This window comes from Snodgrassella alvi (genome assembly GCF_002777855.1).
In the GTDB taxonomy this organism is placed as follows: Bacteria; Pseudomonadota; Gammaproteobacteria; order Burkholderiales; family Neisseriaceae; genus Snodgrassella; species Snodgrassella alvi_E.
Map to the genome: position 1 here is coordinate 1 of NZ_MEIK01000034.1, position 15,286 is coordinate 15,286.

At 40.4% G+C, this 15,286-nt stretch carries 13 protein-coding genes; 2 read left to right on the top strand and 11 right to left on the bottom strand.

All coding sequences use genetic code 11. The annotated features are described in order from the left end of the window. Positions 1 to 400 precede the first annotated feature (400 nt). The 5 genes from BHC43_RS05830 to BHC43_RS05850 all read right to left on the bottom strand — a co-directional run bounded on the left by BHC43_RS05830 (position 401) and on the right by BHC43_RS05850 (position 6,883). Positions 401 to 1,276, bottom strand: a complete 876-nt coding sequence (locus BHC43_RS05830; RefSeq protein WP_100156508.1) for a hypothetical protein — start codon at positions 1,274 to 1,276, stop codon at positions 401 to 403. Positions 1,277 to 1,515: 239 nt separating this feature from the next. Then, positions 1,516 to 2,391, bottom strand: a complete 876-nt coding sequence (locus BHC43_RS05835; RefSeq protein ID WP_100156782.1) for a hypothetical protein — start codon at positions 2,389 to 2,391, stop codon at positions 1,516 to 1,518. A gap of 289 nt (positions 2,392 to 2,680) precedes the next feature. Beyond that, entirely contained in the window at positions 2,681 to 3,556 is an 876-nt protein-coding gene (locus tag BHC43_RS05840; protein WP_100156783.1) for a hypothetical protein, read from the bottom strand. 288 nt (positions 3,557 to 3,844) lie between these two features. Further along, on the bottom strand, positions 3,845 to 4,714 hold the full coding sequence (locus BHC43_RS05845) for a hypothetical protein (RefSeq protein WP_144078745.1): 870 nt from the start codon (positions 4,712 to 4,714) through the stop codon (positions 3,845 to 3,847). A 534-nt stretch (positions 4,715 to 5,248) separates the two neighbouring features. Next, entirely contained in the window at positions 5,249 to 6,883 is a 1,635-nt protein-coding gene (locus tag BHC43_RS05850) for a calcium-binding protein (RefSeq protein WP_100156785.1), read from the bottom strand. Between the two features lie 616 nt (positions 6,884 to 7,499). Between BHC43_RS05850 and hslO the strand changes: the two genes are divergently transcribed. Next, positions 7,500 to 8,414, top strand: coding sequence for an Hsp33 family molecular chaperone HslO (gene hslO, locus BHC43_RS05855; protein WP_100157074.1), 915 nt, complete (start codon positions 7,500 to 7,502; stop codon positions 8,412 to 8,414). Between the two features lie 74 nt (positions 8,415 to 8,488). Here the strand turns inward: hslO and BHC43_RS05860 are convergent, their stop codons facing one another. The 6 genes from BHC43_RS05860 to BHC43_RS05885 all read right to left on the bottom strand — a co-directional run bounded on the left by BHC43_RS05860 (position 8,489) and on the right by BHC43_RS05885 (position 12,955). Next, a complete protein-coding gene (locus tag BHC43_RS05860) occupies positions 8,489 to 9,811 on the bottom strand; it encodes an aminopeptidase P N-terminal domain-containing protein (protein WP_100156786.1) in 1,323 nt (440 codons plus the stop codon). A 2-nt stretch (positions 9,812 to 9,813) separates the two neighbouring features. Then, positions 9,814 to 10,200 carry a VanZ family protein gene (locus BHC43_RS05865; protein ID WP_100156787.1) on the bottom strand — a complete coding sequence of 129 codons (387 nt, stop codon included), beginning with the start codon at positions 10,198 to 10,200 and terminating at the stop codon, positions 9,814 to 9,816. Continuing rightward, positions 10,197 to 10,406, bottom strand: coding sequence for a dioxygenase (locus BHC43_RS05870; RefSeq protein ID WP_100139870.1), 210 nt, complete (start codon positions 10,404 to 10,406; stop codon positions 10,197 to 10,199). Before BHC43_RS05870 ends, BHC43_RS05865 begins: the two co-directional genes overlap by 4 nt. A 69-nt stretch (positions 10,407 to 10,475) precedes the next feature. Beyond that, entirely contained in the window at positions 10,476 to 11,204 is a 729-nt protein-coding gene (locus BHC43_RS05875) for a YebC/PmpR family DNA-binding transcriptional regulator (protein ID WP_100139871.1), read from the bottom strand. 166 nt (positions 11,205 to 11,370) lie between these two features. After that, entirely contained in the window at positions 11,371 to 11,853 is a 483-nt protein-coding gene (locus BHC43_RS05880) for a low molecular weight protein-tyrosine-phosphatase (RefSeq protein WP_100156788.1), read from the bottom strand. Between the two features lies 1 nt (position 11,854). Then, positions 11,855 to 12,955, bottom strand: a complete 1,101-nt coding sequence (locus BHC43_RS05885) for a conjugal transfer protein (protein WP_100139873.1) — start codon at positions 12,953 to 12,955, stop codon at positions 11,855 to 11,857. Positions 12,956 to 13,168: 213 nt separating this feature from the next. On the opposite strand from BHC43_RS05885, the gene htpG reads away from it, so the two are divergent. Further along, the gene (gene htpG / locus BHC43_RS05890; protein WP_100156789.1) at positions 13,169 to 15,067 is read left to right on the top strand and encodes a molecular chaperone HtpG; all 1,899 of its coding nucleotides are present in this window, start codon (positions 13,169 to 13,171) and stop codon (positions 15,065 to 15,067) included. Positions 15,068 to 15,286: the final 219 nt, after the last annotated feature.

Below are 15,286 nucleotides of genomic sequence, written 5' to 3' on the forward strand. Positions count from 1 at the left end.
CCGCCCAGATTACCAATGGAATCATAGCGGCCAAATCGGTCCTGATTAGTGAAAGGTACCGGCTGCTGTTTGGCTTTGTCATTATTATCAGAACAGCCAGACAGCAAAAGCAGGCCAGTTAAACAGACAGCTTTAGCATACGAAATCAATAAATTTCTCATACTGATGTCTCCTGTAGGACTAACATATAAATTAGCATAATTTTAAGATAATGCAAACAAAAATATACACAAAAATTAACTAATGTAATGAAAAATTAACTCTGAATGGATTATTATGTTTAATATATATACAAGCTACCGAATATAATTAGCGTAAAATAGCAAGCAAACCGGAATTTCTCTTAAAAAATGGCAAAATTGGCTGAATGAGGTTGTATCAGTTGTGCATCTGTTTCAATTTATATCTTGCCAGCCTGCTTTTTAATTAATTTGCCATCATTAGTCACCACCCAGCTATCTAGTATGGCAGCGATATTTTTTTCGGTTTGCCGCCATAACTTGAGATAGGTACGGTTGTAACTGATACTAACTTTTACTGGAAAATTACTAACAAAAAAATCATGATGACAAGATTGTACTTGGCCAACAATATCGCAAAGGATAAGGGTTTTAATGTTATTATTAGCATCTCGATAGATATACAGATCCCGTCCTGCAATATTATCAGTCCATGGCTGATTGGTACTGGGGTCTATACCGTTATTGGCTTGGTAATAGGTTAAGCCAAATACTTTATTAGGCTGCTTAGAATATTCAAAATCCCAGCTTTCTTTTGACGATTTTAAAATATTTTTAAACCTATGATTATAATTTTTGAATTGCTTAGGACTTACTAAATTATAAACAATCATGTGTCCCCATGGAAAGGGCTTACCTTCAGGAATTAAAGTTTTATTATCATGCAAATAATCTATTTCGGTTTGTTCTTTATAGCTCATTAGCGCACCATCAGTAAGGCGATAAAACAAACCAAAGCTTTTAATGGGTAGCTGATAAGTAATAGGTGGACGTTTGTATTTTTGTGCTTTTTTGCTGGCATCAAAATCACCAGGGTCTCCAACATAACGCACCCAGTGAAGTACTACGCCGTCAGGAATACTGACTGGTTTACCGCCCAGATTACCAATGGAATCATAGCGGCCAAATCGGTCCTGATTAATGAAAGGTACCGGCTGCTGTTTGGCTTTGTCTTTATCCTTATCAGAACAGCCAGCCAGCAAAAGCAGGCCAGTTAAACAGACAGCTTTAGCATACGAAATCAATAAATTTCTCATACTGATGTCTCCTGTAGGACTAACATATAAATTAGCATAATTTTAAGATAATGCAAACAAAAATATACACAAAAATTAACTAATGTAATGAAAAATTAACTCTGAATGGATTATTATGTTTAATATATATACAAGCTACCGAATATAATTAGCGTAAAATAGCAAGCAAACCGGAATTTCTCTTAAAAAATGGCAAAATTGGCTGAATGAGGTTGTATCAGTTGTGCATCTGTTTCAATTTATATCTTGCCAGCCTGCTTTTTAATTAATTTGCCATCATTAGTCACCACCCAGCTATCTAGTATGGCAGCGATATTTTTTTCGGTTTGCCGCCATAACTTGAGATAGGTACGGTTGTAACTGATACTAACTTTTACTGGAAAATTACTAACAAAAAAATCATGATGACAAGATTGTACTTGGCCAACAATATCGCAAAGGATAAGGGTTTTAATGTTATTATTAGCATCTCGATAGATATACAGATCCCGTCCTGCAATATTATCAGTCCATGGCTGATTGGTACTGGGGTCTATACCGTTATTGGCTTGGTAATAGGTTAAGCCAAATACTTTATTAGGCTGCTTAGAATATTCAAAATCCCAGCTTTCTTTTGACGATTTTAAAATATTTTTAAACCTATGATTATAATTTTTGAATTGCTTAGGACTTACTAAATTATAAACAATCATGTGTCCCCATGGAAAGGGCTTACCTTCAGGAATCAAAGTTTTATTATCATTCAAATAATCTATTTCGGTTTGTTCTTTATCGCTCATCAGCGCACCATCAGTAAGGCGATAAAACAAACCAAAGCTTTTAATGGGTAGCTGATAAGTAATAGGTGGACGTTTGTATTTTTGTGCTTTTTTGCTGGCATCAAAATCACCAAGGTCACCAATATAATGTACCCCGTAAAGTATTACGCCGTCAGGAATGCTGACTGGTTTACCGCCCAGATTGCCGATGGAATCATAGCGGCCAAATCGGTCCTGATTAATGAAAGGTACCGGCTGCTGTTTGGCTTTGTCTTTATCCTTATCAGAACAGCCAGACAGCAAAAGCAGGCCAGTTAAACAAACGGCTTTAGTAAACGAGATCAATAAATTTCTCATAATGATGTCTCCTGTAGGACTAACATATAAATTAGCATAATTTTAGAATAATGCAAACAAAAACATACACAAAAATTAACTAATGTAATGAAAGATTAACTCTAAATAGATTATTATGTTTTAATATATATGCAATCTACCGAATATATTTAGCGTAAAATAGCAAGCAAACCGGAATTTCTCTTAAAAAATGGCAAATTGGCTGAATGAGGTTGTATCAGTTATGCATGTATTGTTCCAAAAATAATTTCTGCAGTCAGTGGTGCAACAGGTATGCATCTGTTTCGATTTATACTTTGCCAGCCTGCTTTTTAATTAATTTGCCATCATTAGTGACCACCCAGCTATCCAGTATGGCAGCAATATTTTTTTCGGTTTGCCGCCATAACTTGAGATAGGTACGGTCGTAACTCATACTGACTTTTACTGGAGTATTACTAACAAAAAAATCATGATGACAAGATTGTACCTGACCAACAGTATCGCAAAGGATAAGGGTTTTAATGTTATTATTTGAATCCCGATAGATATACAGATCTCGTCCTGCAATATTATCTGTCCATGGCTGATTGGTACTGGGGTCTATACCGTTATTGGCTTGATAATAAGTTAGACCAAATACTTTATTAGGCTGCTTAGAATATTCAAAATCCCAGCTTTCTTTTGAAGATTCAAGAATATCATTAAACCATCGATTGAAAGTCTTAAGTTGTTTAGGGCTATATAGATTATAAACAATTGTATAACCCCACGGAAAAGGCTCACCTTTAGGAATAAGTGTTTTATTATCATGTAAATAATCTATTTCGGTTTGTTCTTTATAGCTCATGAGTGCACCATCAGTAAGGCGATAAAGCAAACCAAAGCTTTCAATGGGTAGCTGATAGGTAATAGGCGGACGTTTGTATTCTTGTGCTTTTTTGCTTGCATCAAAATCACCAGGGTCTCCAACATAACGTACCCAGTGAAGTACTACGCCGTCTGGAATACTGATTGGTTTACCGCCCAGATTGCCAATGGAATCATAACGGCCAAATCGGTCTTGATTAATGAATGGTACTGGCTGCTGTTTGGCTTTGTCTTTATCCTTATCAGAACAGCCAGACAGCAAAAGCAGGCCAGTTAAACAGACAGCTTTAGCATACGAAATCAATAAATTTCTCATACTGATGTCTCCTGTAGGACTAACATATAAATTGGCATAATTTTAGAATAATGCAAACAAAAACATACACAAAAATTAACTAATGTAATGAAAAATTAACTCTAAATGGATTATTATGTTTTAATATATATGCAATCTACCAAATATAATTAGCGTAAAATAGCAAGCAAACCGGAATTTCTCTTAAAAAATGGCAAATTAGCTGAATGAGGTTGTATCAGTTATGCATGTATTGTTCCAAAAATAATTTCTGCAGTCAGTGGTGCAACAGCTATGCATCTTTTAGATTTATACTTTGCCAGCCTGCTTTTTAATTAATTTGCCATCATTAGTGACTACCCAGCTATCCAGTATGGCAGCGATATTTTTTTCGGTTTGCCGCCATAACTTGAGATAGGTACGGTCGTAACTCATACTGACTTTTACCGGAAAATTTTTGATGAAAAAATCATGCTTACAATATTTTATCTGACCGACCGTATCGCATAGGATTAGGGTTTTAATGTCATTATTTGAATCCTGATAAATATATAAATCATTTCCGATGAGATTATCTTCCCATGGTTGATTGGTTTTAGGGTTTATACCGTTATTGGCCTGATAATAAGTTAAACCAAATATTTTATTTGCCTGTTTGAAATATTCAAAATTCCAAGTTTCTTTTGTCGATTTCAGAATATTATTAAACCACTGGTTGAAAGTTCTTGGTTGATTGGGGCTGAATAAGTTATATACATTAGTATAACCCCATGGAAAATGCTTGGCCTTTGGAATTAAGATTTTGATATCTTGTTTATAATCACTATCAGTTTGTTCGTTTTTGCTTTTTACTGCACCATCGGTTAGTCGATAATCAAAATCTAATTCTTTTATAGGCATCTGATAGGTAATAGGTGGTTGCTTATTTATACTGCTTGTATCAAAATTTTCTGTGGCACCAATATAGCTCACTTCAGTATAAAGAACGCCACTGGGAATACTGATCGGTTTACCCCCCAGATTACCGATGGAATCAAAGCGGCCAAACCGGTCTTGATTGACGAAAGGTATGGTCTGGTGTTTGGCTGCATTATCTTTATTATTATCAGAACATCCTGTAAGCAAAAGTAGGCCGGATAAACAGACAGTTTTAGTATACGTTATTAATAAATTTCTCATACTGATGTCTCCGGTCATATTGCTGGATAAATTAGCATAAAATTTAGATGATACAAAAAAATATATATTTATTCTTGTAATTTTATATTAGTTTTAAGGCTATAGATATTCACTGTTAATTCTGATTTATATAACTTGAAAAAAGAAGAATACTGTAAAAATGGCAAAGACTAAGGCTGATGTGGATTTGAGATATCTGGAAATAACGGTGTTTTATTTGTTTTGATGTGTAATCAGATATAAATATAACTTAATAGCAATACTGTTAAGTAATAAAACTAATCAACTTACTAATATAATCTACTTCTTTATGCCGCTCTAGTGAATTTGCCTATGATTAAAGGAAAAGAAATAGTGATTAGCTCCTGAACTTCAATATAGCTAATCATACGTGTACCACCTATCAGGATATTTATTACTATTATTTGCTAACATCGCATCATTTTTAGTATCTACACCGAGATTTTGGTAGTAATAAATTTACCTGCCATTATGGAAATGGCAGGTGTGATTGAACAAAATACGTGTAACTATTTATCCCCACATGGAAGAAACTTGGGATTGTTGGGTAAATTGCTGCATCTGGCTAACCATATCAGCTGATAATAATAAGTTTGCTTGATTGTTATAATCATGACGATCAATCCCATGAGCTGTGTCAAATGTAGCCATAGCATCAACCAGTTGTTTAATTTGGCTGGCTCCTATCTGTTTGCCATCAGCAGTAACAATATTGTAATGGTCAGAGTTAGAATAGTCTCCCCACATACTTACCACTACCTGATCACATGAACCAATATGTGTAATGGTTAGCTGGCCTTGGAATAAGTTGAACCAAAGCTCATTACTGTTATATTCTGTGAAATTTAGAGTATTCATTTCTCCATCTAAAAACTCAGATTCATAGATAGAATCCATCCCGTGTTTGGCGCCAAAAATATATGTATCGTTGCCAGTGCCGCCGGAAAGCATATCGTTGCCGGTACCACCAATCAGAATATCATCTCCGTTTCCGCCATCCAGATAATCATTGTTGCTGCCACCATCTAAAATATCATTTCCATCGCCACCCATTAGCATATCAGTATTACTGCCGCCAGTCAGAATATCGTTTCCTTTTCTTCCGTATAAGATATCTTCTCCAGCGGTGCCAGTTAAAACTAGATCGTCATATTGCCTTGGGTCATTATCATCAAGTGCTACATTGTCAGAGCTGGTGTCAATGGCTGGTATAACTTTTATATCGGCCGGAATATCTTTAGCGGTTAATGAGCGATCATCAAAAGTAAATTTGAAATCGTCCTTTTCGTAAATAAAGAAATTCAAAATAGTGACAACATCTTCATTGCCATAAGCTTTAACAAGGAGATTATCTCCTTGTTGAATAAACTGTACTTGATCAGCAGATGCACCCTTAAATACAAATTCATTCATGTATTTAAAATCATAATTGTTGTACGCTGCAGCATCAACAATATCCTGCCCATGACCTTTTTCGAATAAACATAAGCTGTTTCGGGCAGTGGTCTTTATATAGTCATTACCCTTTCCACCATTTATGATAGTATATTCTGAGTTTTCAACGCTTATATAATCATCACCATCTCCACCATCAAGAATGCTATAGCTCCCTAAGCCATATAATGTATCGTTACCTTTGCCTCCAATTAAGTGGGTAGCAGGTGCAGTATTATTAAGTGGCCATTGGCCTAATGTATCGCCTTCAACTGCAGCAGACTCTACTTCCTGCTGGCTGAGCTCATTCAGAATATCTGCTACATTTTGGCCTGTCTGTTGTGCCACGCCTAAGGCTACATCCACCACATCTAGTATCTTATCTTCAGCGATAATAGTGAATGCACGGTATTGGGGGGTATAAAAATAAGACGGTAGTCTGATGCTGTCTGCGTTGCCATAAGGATGGATGATTAAATCGTCATCTTCGCGAGTGAATACAATACCTGAAGCCTTTGCACCTTGTAGTACAAGCTCATTACATTGATTTAAAAATGGTAATTCAGCAATACCTTTGTCTTCAATGGAAAATTCTTTACCTTGACTGCCCTGAAATATATAACGATCACTTTTCCATTGCCTATCTGGCTGATAGCCGTTGTCTTCAGATAAGATAATGGTGTTCATTTCTGAGGTATTTTGTATGTCGGACATAATAATTTCCTGATATTTTCGTTGCTTGGGAGAAATGATTTCAGCTGTTGTTTTGCTGAATATTTAATGAATGCTGGTTAGTCTATCCCCAATGATATTTGGGTAATTTTTTGGATAAAATTCAAGTGCGTTCTCCAATTCGTTCTTCATAGATATAGGTGTTTAATTGGTGTTATGAATTATTAAAATAACACAAATTTATTATTCCATCAAGTTATATTATGGATTAGTGTATTGAAATATTTAATTTTTTATTGTGTTTCTATTAATATTTCTAATGAATTTTTACTATCTATTGGTATGGATGTTTGTTAGTGCTAAGGTTAATTCTGAATTAAATATTTTAAAGTATGTGTTAATTGAATTTATGTTTTTAAGATTTATATCTATTTAAGATTATTTAAAATTGATTTTTTCAGTTTAAACTTATTGTTTTTGATTTAGGAATGGGAGAAGATTTTTTTATAAGTGTATATGTGATGGTTTTAAAGGTTGTGAGGCAAACTGATGTTTTGCTTAAAAAATAAGCATTGCGGATTGTTTGTATTGGGGTATGTAACTTGATTTTTATGTAGTAGCAGCCATATTAATTCTTTATTTTGTCGGGGTTTTGATGATGGCAGAAACTAAGTTGATATCGGCGGATCAGTTGACACGATTTGTGTTTGATGATTGTCCGGTGCGTGGTCTGCATGTGAATTTGCAAGAAGTATGGCAGCATGTAGCAGAGAATAAGGCTTATCCTAAGGCGATTCACCGTGCTTTGGGTGAGCTGACTGTTGCAGCGGTGCTGCTGGCGAGCAATCTGAAGTTTGATGGTAATCTGATTGTACAGGTGCAGGGTAAAGGTGTGCTGAAGATGCTCGTTGCTGAAGCTACATCGGCTGCTACCTGCCGAGCTACAGCACGCTGGGATGAGTCTGCAAAAATCGATGAAAATATGTCGCTTGTGGATTTGCTGGGTGAGGGCGGTATGTTTGTGCTGACTTTACAGCCAGCTCAGGGTGAATCTTGGCAGGGTATGGTGGAGCTAGCCGGAAACAGTATTGCACAGATGCTGATGAATTATATGGCACGTTCTGAGCAGCTGGCCACGCATATTACGCTGGCCGCTGATGAATCAAAGGCAGGCGGGTTGTTATTGCAGAGGCTGCCTGAACAAGATATCAATGATGATAGCTGGGCTGAATTGTGTGCTCTGGCAGAAACGCTGACAGCAGATGAGTTGTTAAAGTTGGATGTGCAGACTTTACTTTTTCGCCTGTTTCATGAACATGAGGTACGGCTGTTTTCACCGCAAAATGTGGAGTTTGCCTGTACTTGTTCGCGTGGCAAGGTTAGCGATATGTTGTTATTGCTGGGCGGACAAGAGGTGGGTGAAGCTGTAGCTGAGCAAGGCAGTGTAGAGGTGAACTGTGATTTCTGTCATGAACGTTATGTATTTGATGAAGCGGATGTTAATGCTTTGTTTGGCAGTAATGTGGTTGCCACAGCTCAGCAGGAGCTGGCAGCGCGACAAATCAATCATTAATGCATTAAGCTGAAAAAACAGCCAGTTCAATTACTGGCTGCTTTTTTTTGCGCTGATGTTTCTGAGATGCTCAGTTAATGTTGCATTAACGCTTCTATTTCAGGAATGGTTTTGGGTACGGAGGCAGTGAGGACTTCATTGCCGTTTTCCGTTACCAATATGTTGTCTTCGATGCGAATGCCTATATTGTGAAATGCGTTTGGTATATCATCTGCGGCGCTGATATACAAACCGGGCTCTATAGTGGTAACCATGCCTGGCTGTAGTAATATAGGTTGTTCTTGATTATCGAAACGGCCACCCACATCATGAACATCTAGACCTAGCCAGTGGCCAAGGCCATGCATGTAAAAACGGCGGTAAGTCTGCGCTTCGATGTTTTGTTCCAGACTGCCATGCAGTATGCCTAGATCGATAAGTCCTTGAGTAAGCATTTGGATAGCCGCAGTGCTGATGGTTTGCCAGTTTGCTTGTTTGACCGTGGAAGCTATGCTGGCTTGATTAACTGCCAGTACAATGTCGTAAACATCTTTTTGAGCACTTGTAAAACGGCCGTTTATGGGAAAGGTACGGCTAATGTCGCCGGCGTACATTTGATACTCAGCACCGGCGTCAATCATGAGTAGCTCATTTGGCTTAAGCTGGCAATTATTGCTGACGTAATGAAGACAGCAGGCGTTTTTGCCACCGGCTACGATGCTGTTGTAGGAGGGAAAACGTGCTCCGCGCTGCATGAATTCGTGCAGAATTTCTGCTTCTACCTGATACTCGAATTGCCCCGGACGTGTGGTCTGCATGGCTCGTATGTGTGCTTGTGCACTGATTTCGGTAGCGATGCGCATGATTTTTTGTTCGTGCTCATCTTTTATTAGGCGCATAGGGTCGAGTATGGTGGCAAGATTCACCATGCTCTCAGGTGCGATTGTGCTGCCGTTGGTTTTGCGGTAATTAGCTATGCGAGCAATTTCATACCATACTTCCTGCACTTTCGAATCATTGTCGGGATAGAGTCCCCAGAGGGCAAACAGGTGGCGATGGCCGGACAGGGCTTTTTTGAGGTAAGCCGGCCACTGGCTGATGTCATCGGCGCAATCAAACGCAAATACTTCGCGCGCAGCGCTGTAGCCATAGCGAAAACCATTCCAGATTTCATGTTCGGGGTCTTTGTTGCGGCACAGTAAGGTAGCGCTGTGCTCGCGCCCGTTGAGAATCAGGGCTGAACCAGGTTCGGGAAAACCGGTGAGATAATGAAAATAGCTATCCTGTCGGTAAGGGTATTCGGTGTCGTTACTGCGTCTTTGTTCGGGTGCGGCAAAAATAATAGCCACTCCATCTTCGCCAATTTGACTAAGTACATGTTGGCGTCGCTGCCGGTAAACGTTGATGTCAGTATCCATTATTAGTATTTCTCCCTGCTGCCGTTACGGCGAGCAGTTTGTATTTGTTGAGCCAGCCATAGTGCGAGTATGGCACCGCTAAGGTCGGCAATGGCATCCATTATATCGCCATTGCGAGTGGTAAACAGTGCTTGAATTATTTCGCTGGTGGCTGCCCAGATAATGGCGCTGATGAGAAGCAGACGTTGGGGTATGGTGAGGCCAGCACTGAAATAGGCTTTGGCCAATAACCAGAATTGGCCAAAAAACAGGCCGAAGTGGCAGATTTTATCGAACTGTGGAATAGGCACAGGATTGCCGCTGGATTTGAAAAACAGAAAATAAATGCTAGCTAGAAACCACACGATGGCAATGAGCAGCCATTTGTTGAAATAAAGGGTAGTTTTCATCGGGATTCTGCTTCGCTGAGCCATTGCTGGCACAAAGATGCAAGGCGAATGAATTTATTGCCGCGCTGTAAAAATAGCTGTTGCCATTGCTGTATGGTTGCTGTATCCGGTGCTTCATCTATGCTGCATTCATTTAACCAAAAATCGAGAACTTCGGCACATTCTCCGGCAGAAGCAGTTTGAAAAAATTGGGTAGTGGCTTGCATGAATCTGAGCGTTTTGTGCCTGTTGAGGGGAGGTAAGAAAAAACGGACTGGATAGCAGTCCGTTTGGCCTTATTCGGTTTCCAGTACCGCGGTGGTGTAGACGTTCTGAACGTCGTCGAGATCTTCGAGAGCATCAAGTAAGCGTTGCATTTTTTCTGCCTCTTCACCTTCTAGTACCGTTTCGTTGACCGGACGCATGGTGACTTCGCCGTCAGCAGCATGAAATCCTGCCTGTTCGAGTGCTTCTTTGATGCTGCTGTACTGATAAGGCTCTGTAATGACTTCTTTTGAACCGTCTTCCTGTATGATTACATCATCCGCACCGGCTTCGAGGGCGGCTTCCATGAGGCTATCTTCATCAACGTCGGGGCTAAAGAGTAAATAGCCCTGATGAGCAAACTGAAAGGCTACAGAACCATCTGTACCCAGATTGCCGCCGTGCTTGGTAAAGGCATGGCGTACATCGGCTACGGTACGGGTTTTGTTGTCGGTGAGGCAGTCTACCATCACTGCAGCACCACCTGTACCATACCCTTCATAGCGCAGTTCTACATATTCGACACCTTCGAGATTGCCAGTGCCTTTGTCTATGGCACGCTGAATATTGTCTTTAGGCATGTTGGCATCGGTGGCTTTGTCCATTGCCAGACGCAGACGCGGATTGGCTGATGGATCACCACCACCTAGTCTGGCGGCAATGGTAATTTCTTTAATCAGGCGGGTGAAGATTTTGCCGCGTTTGGCATCCTGACGCCCTTTACGATGCTGGATATTGGCCCACTTGCTGTGTCCTGCCATTTTAAAATCCTTGTTTCTATGATGATTTTATGTATCAAAACAATGCCAAAGCTTTTGGCTTTGGCAGGTTTGAACGCCATCAAATAATTGAAATATGGTATTAATTTTACCATATTGCTTTTTTATTGAGTAGGCTGCTCTATGGTTTGTATTGAGATGAAGCAAGCTAGAGTTTTTGTATATGTTGGCGTTGCCAATGATTTAACCATGCAATGCAGCCTGCATGGATGATGGTGTAGGTTTCGCTAAAATTGCCGCTGAAATAAGGATCGGGGACATAATCGTATTCACTTTCTGGTAGCAAGTCGGTAATTTTGTAAACTTTGTCTGGACGGCTATCGCCGAAAATACGGGCTAAATCATGTAGATTTTTGTCATCCATGGCGATGATATGATCGTAAATGGCGATATCTTCTGGCCTGACCTCGCTGCTTTGAAATCCATCGCTGTTGATATTATGAGCACTGAGAATTTGTTTTGTGCCTTGATGCATGTCTTGGCCGTTGTGCCAGCCGGATGTACCGGCACTGGCTATTTCAATTTGTTCACTCAGCCCTTTTTCTGCTACGAGTTTGCGCAGGATGTATTCGGCCATGGGTGAACGGCAGATGTTACCTAAACAGACAAATAATACTTTGGTGGCCGGCATGTCAATGACTCCGCGGAAATAATGGATTATGCCCGATCATGTTGATAGATTGGGCATAGCTGGGTAGTTGTGCTTGCGCACTGATGGGCTCATGCAGCAGGTGGATGTTTTCAACATGGCATTCGGCCAGTAAATCTATGAAATTTTGTACGATGGTGTCGATATCATCCGCTTGAGTAAGCGGCCAGCGGAAAATCTGCGGCTGAAGTTCGAATGCGCTGTCGGTAGCGTTGAATCCAAACAGGATATTGCCACCATCTTGTGCTGCGATAACCACGCCCACGCGCGGGCTTTGCAAGCGAATAGAACGGATGGCATTGGTGGTAAATACATCACATGCCATACGCAAACGCATGGCACTGCCGCTGCGTAAGGCATTGAGTGGTGATTGCGGTGGCAGCGGATTAGTAAATAATGTGGCTCCGGCACTAGCTAGATGGGTTTGCCAAACCTGCATCAGGGGTAGGGCGGTATCTGCTAGCTGATGGCTGAGGGCTGGTAGGATGTCTGAGCCGGCAAAGCCAAGTGCGTAAAATACTTGTACTGATTGGCCTGTTTCCACTATAAGCGGGGTGTGCGGCAGCTGGCCGAGAAATTCTGCAGCGCTTTGTGGATTTTGCTTGGCAGCGAACCATTGATTGGCTTTGATGTGGGTCAGGGTGGTGTCATTGATGAGGTGTGGTGCCCATTGGATGGTTTGCCATGCGTCTGTCCATGGTTGGTTTTTAAAGATTTCAGCTATGGCAGTTACTGGGATGGTGTCGGGAAGACAAATATTTTCTTTGGCTCCACCTACAACGATAACAGGCAGTGCGAGCCATTGTACTTCTGTTGGGGTGTGTGCCTGTAAGACGTTTTCTAGGCTTTCCCAGAGGATGTTGTATATCTTGCTGCTGGCTGCCATGGACAAGGCTACGGCGAGGTTAGTGTAATGATTTTGAGCCAGCATGCGGCTGATTTCTACATGCAGGCTTTCGCGGGCAAGGGTGGTCTGTGCTTTGGATGTGGGGTTGGCCAAGCTGGCTGCATGCATGAGCAGGTCGTTTTTGACTGGATCAGTTGGAAATGCCCTTGTATCAGGCAGACAGTGATGTGTGTTCATGATGTTGTGTCTGTTTTGGTAGACTTGTGTAAAGGTGATATTGTAGCAATTAGTTTTGTGTGAAACGAGTACAGGGGTATTTTCTGTTTGTGAACCGTGGAATTTTATACTTTAGAATGCTGCGGATTTGATTAGCTGTTTGGCTTGAAACTGAATCGGGCTGCCCTTATTTTTACTAGACAACAATTATTTTTGGGTAATTCGAGAACAATTATGAAACAAACACACAGTTTTCAGACTGAAGTTAAGCAGTTGTTACAGTTGATGATTCACTCTTTGTACAGCAATAAAGAGATTTTTTTGCGTGAACTGATTTCCAATGCGGCCGATGCCTGCGATAAGTTGCGCTTTGAATCATTGAATAATGCTTCTTTGCTCGGTGATGATGCTGAATTCAGAATCACGGTAACTGCGGATGCGGAAGCCAAAACGATTACGGTTTCTGATAATGGTATTGGTATGAGTGAAGCAGATGTGATTGAGCATCTGGGTACGATTGCCAAATCTGGTACCAAAGCGTTTTTGGAAAAGCTGACAGGTGATGATAAGAAAGATGCCAATTTGATTGGCCAGTTTGGTGTGGGCTTTTATTCTGCTTTCATTGTGGCCGACAGCGTAACTGTGGAAAGTCGTAAAGCCGGTGTGGCTGAAAATGAAGGGGTGCGCTGGGTAAGTGCCGGTGACGGTGAATTTACTGTTGAGCCGATTAGTAAGGCTTCTCGTGGTACTGATGTGATTTTACATCTGAAAGAAGATGAGAAGGATTTGTTGTCTGACTGGACTTTGCGTCGCATTGTGACAACTTACAGTGACCACATTTCTGTGCCGATTTATATGAAGAAAGCACCGGAATATGATGAAGAAGGTAATGTAAAACTGTCTGATGAGCTGGAGGTGGTGAATCAGGCGCAGGCGCTGTGGCAACGCCCGAAAAATGATATCAGTGATGAGCAGTATCAGACATTTTATCGTCATGTTTCACATGATTATGATGATGCGTTGGCATGGACTCATTTTCGGGTAGAAGGCCGACATGAGTATACGGGTTTGCTGTATATCCCTAAACATGCACCATTTGATTTATATGAACGTGAACCGAAGCATGGGGTGCAGTTGTATGTGAAACGTGTATTTATTATGGATGACGCGAAAAAGCTAATGCCTTCTTATTTGCGTTTTATCCGTGGAGTGATAGACAGCAGTGATCTACCACTAAATGTATCACGTGAAATTCTGCAGGAAAGCCGTGATCTGGATGCGATTCGTGCTGGTAGTGTGAAAAAAGTTTTGTCATTGCTTGAAGATTTGAAGAAAAACCAGCCGGAAAAATATACTGAGTTCTGGCAGGTTTTCGGGAATACGCTGAAAGAAGGTATTGCTGAAGATTTCAGTAATAAGGAAAAGATTGCTGGTTTGTGTCGTTTTGCTTCCACCCATAATGATGGTAGTGAGCAAAATGTTTCATTAGCTGATTATATTGGCCGCATGAAGGAAGGTCAGGAAAAGATTTATTACATTACCGCCGATAGTTATGCCGCAGCAAAAAACAGTCCACATTTGGAAATCTTCTTGAAAAAAGGTGTTGAGGTATTACTACTGACTGACCGTGTGGATGAATGGGTAGTAAATAGTCTGCCGGAATTTGATGGTAAGGCTCTGGTGAGTGTGGCCAAAGGTTCACTGGATCTGGGTAATTTGGCCGATGAGGAAGAAAAAGCGGCACAGGCTAAAACCGAAGAAGACAATAAAGAATTGGTAGAACAGATCAAGACTGCTCTGGGCGATAAGGTGGAAGCTGTGCGGGCAACGGCACGGCTGACAGATAGTCCAGCCTGTTTGGTAGTAGGTGAGCATGATATGAGCCAGCATCTGGCACGTATGCTTGAGGCTTCGGGTGCTGCCGGACAAATTCCGCATACGAAACCTACGTTGGAAATTAACCCCGAACATCCGCTGATTAAGAAAATTGCTGTGGAACAAGACGAAGCTCAGCGTAATGAATTGGCTGAGCTGGTGTATGACCAGGCACTGTTGGCTGAGGGTGGTAAGCTGGAAAATCCGGCTGCATTTGTGAAACGTATGAATCATTTGTTACTAACGATGAATCAGTAATAGGCTTTTTAGTTTAAGCTGCCTTATTTAAGGCAGCTTTTTTTATGTCTAAGTAATTTTTAAACCTTAAATATAATATTTATTAATGCTAATTGCATTGGCAAGTATGTATTAAATATTCAAATGTTTTGAAGCAGATTTTGGCAGTTACTTTAAATAATTAATTTTTCTAGCTATAAATTCTATTTTATTTGAACTGAAATTTCGAATATATGCTAA

Bases quoted from the DNA above. Each gene is read 5' to 3' on its own strand.
- htpG (WP_100156789.1), top strand. From the start codon at position 13,169: ATGAAACAAACACACAGTTTTCAGACTGAAGTTAAGCAGTTGTTACAG.
- BHC43_RS05840 (WP_100156783.1), bottom strand. From the start codon at position 3,556: ATGAGAAATTTATTGATTTCGTATGCTAAAGCTGTCTGTTTAACTGGC.
- BHC43_RS05835 (WP_100156782.1), bottom strand. From the start codon at position 2,391: ATGAGAAATTTATTGATCTCGTTTACTAAAGCCGTTTGTTTAACTGGC.
- BHC43_RS05885 (WP_100139873.1), bottom strand. From the start codon at position 12,955: ATGAACACACATCACTGTCTGCCTGATACAAGGGCATTTCCAACTGAT.
- BHC43_RS05850 (WP_100156785.1), bottom strand. From the start codon at position 6,883: ATGTCCGACATACAAAATACCTCAGAAATGAACACCATTATCTTATCT.
- BHC43_RS05870 (WP_100139870.1), bottom strand. From the start codon at position 10,406: ATGCAAGCCACTACCCAATTTTTTCAAACTGCTTCTGCCGGAGAATGT.
- BHC43_RS05845 (WP_144078745.1), bottom strand. From the start codon at position 4,714: ATGAGAAATTTATTAATAACGTATACTAAAACTGTCTGTTTATCCGGC.
- hslO (WP_100157074.1), top strand. From the start codon at position 7,500: ATGGCAGAAACTAAGTTGATATCGGCGGATCAGTTGACACGATTTGTG.
- BHC43_RS05860 (WP_100156786.1), bottom strand. From the start codon at position 9,811: ATGGATACTGACATCAACGTTTACCGGCAGCGACGCCAACATGTACTT.
- BHC43_RS05830 (WP_100156508.1), bottom strand. From the start codon at position 1,276: ATGAGAAATTTATTGATTTCGTATGCTAAAGCTGTCTGTTTAACTGGC.
- BHC43_RS05865 (WP_100156787.1), bottom strand. From the start codon at position 10,200: ATGAAAACTACCCTTTATTTCAACAAATGGCTGCTCATTGCCATCGTG.
- BHC43_RS05880 (WP_100156788.1), bottom strand. From the start codon at position 11,853: ATGCCGGCCACCAAAGTATTATTTGTCTGTTTAGGTAACATCTGCCGT.
- BHC43_RS05875 (WP_100139871.1), bottom strand. From the start codon at position 11,204: ATGGCAGGACACAGCAAGTGGGCCAATATCCAGCATCGTAAAGGGCGT.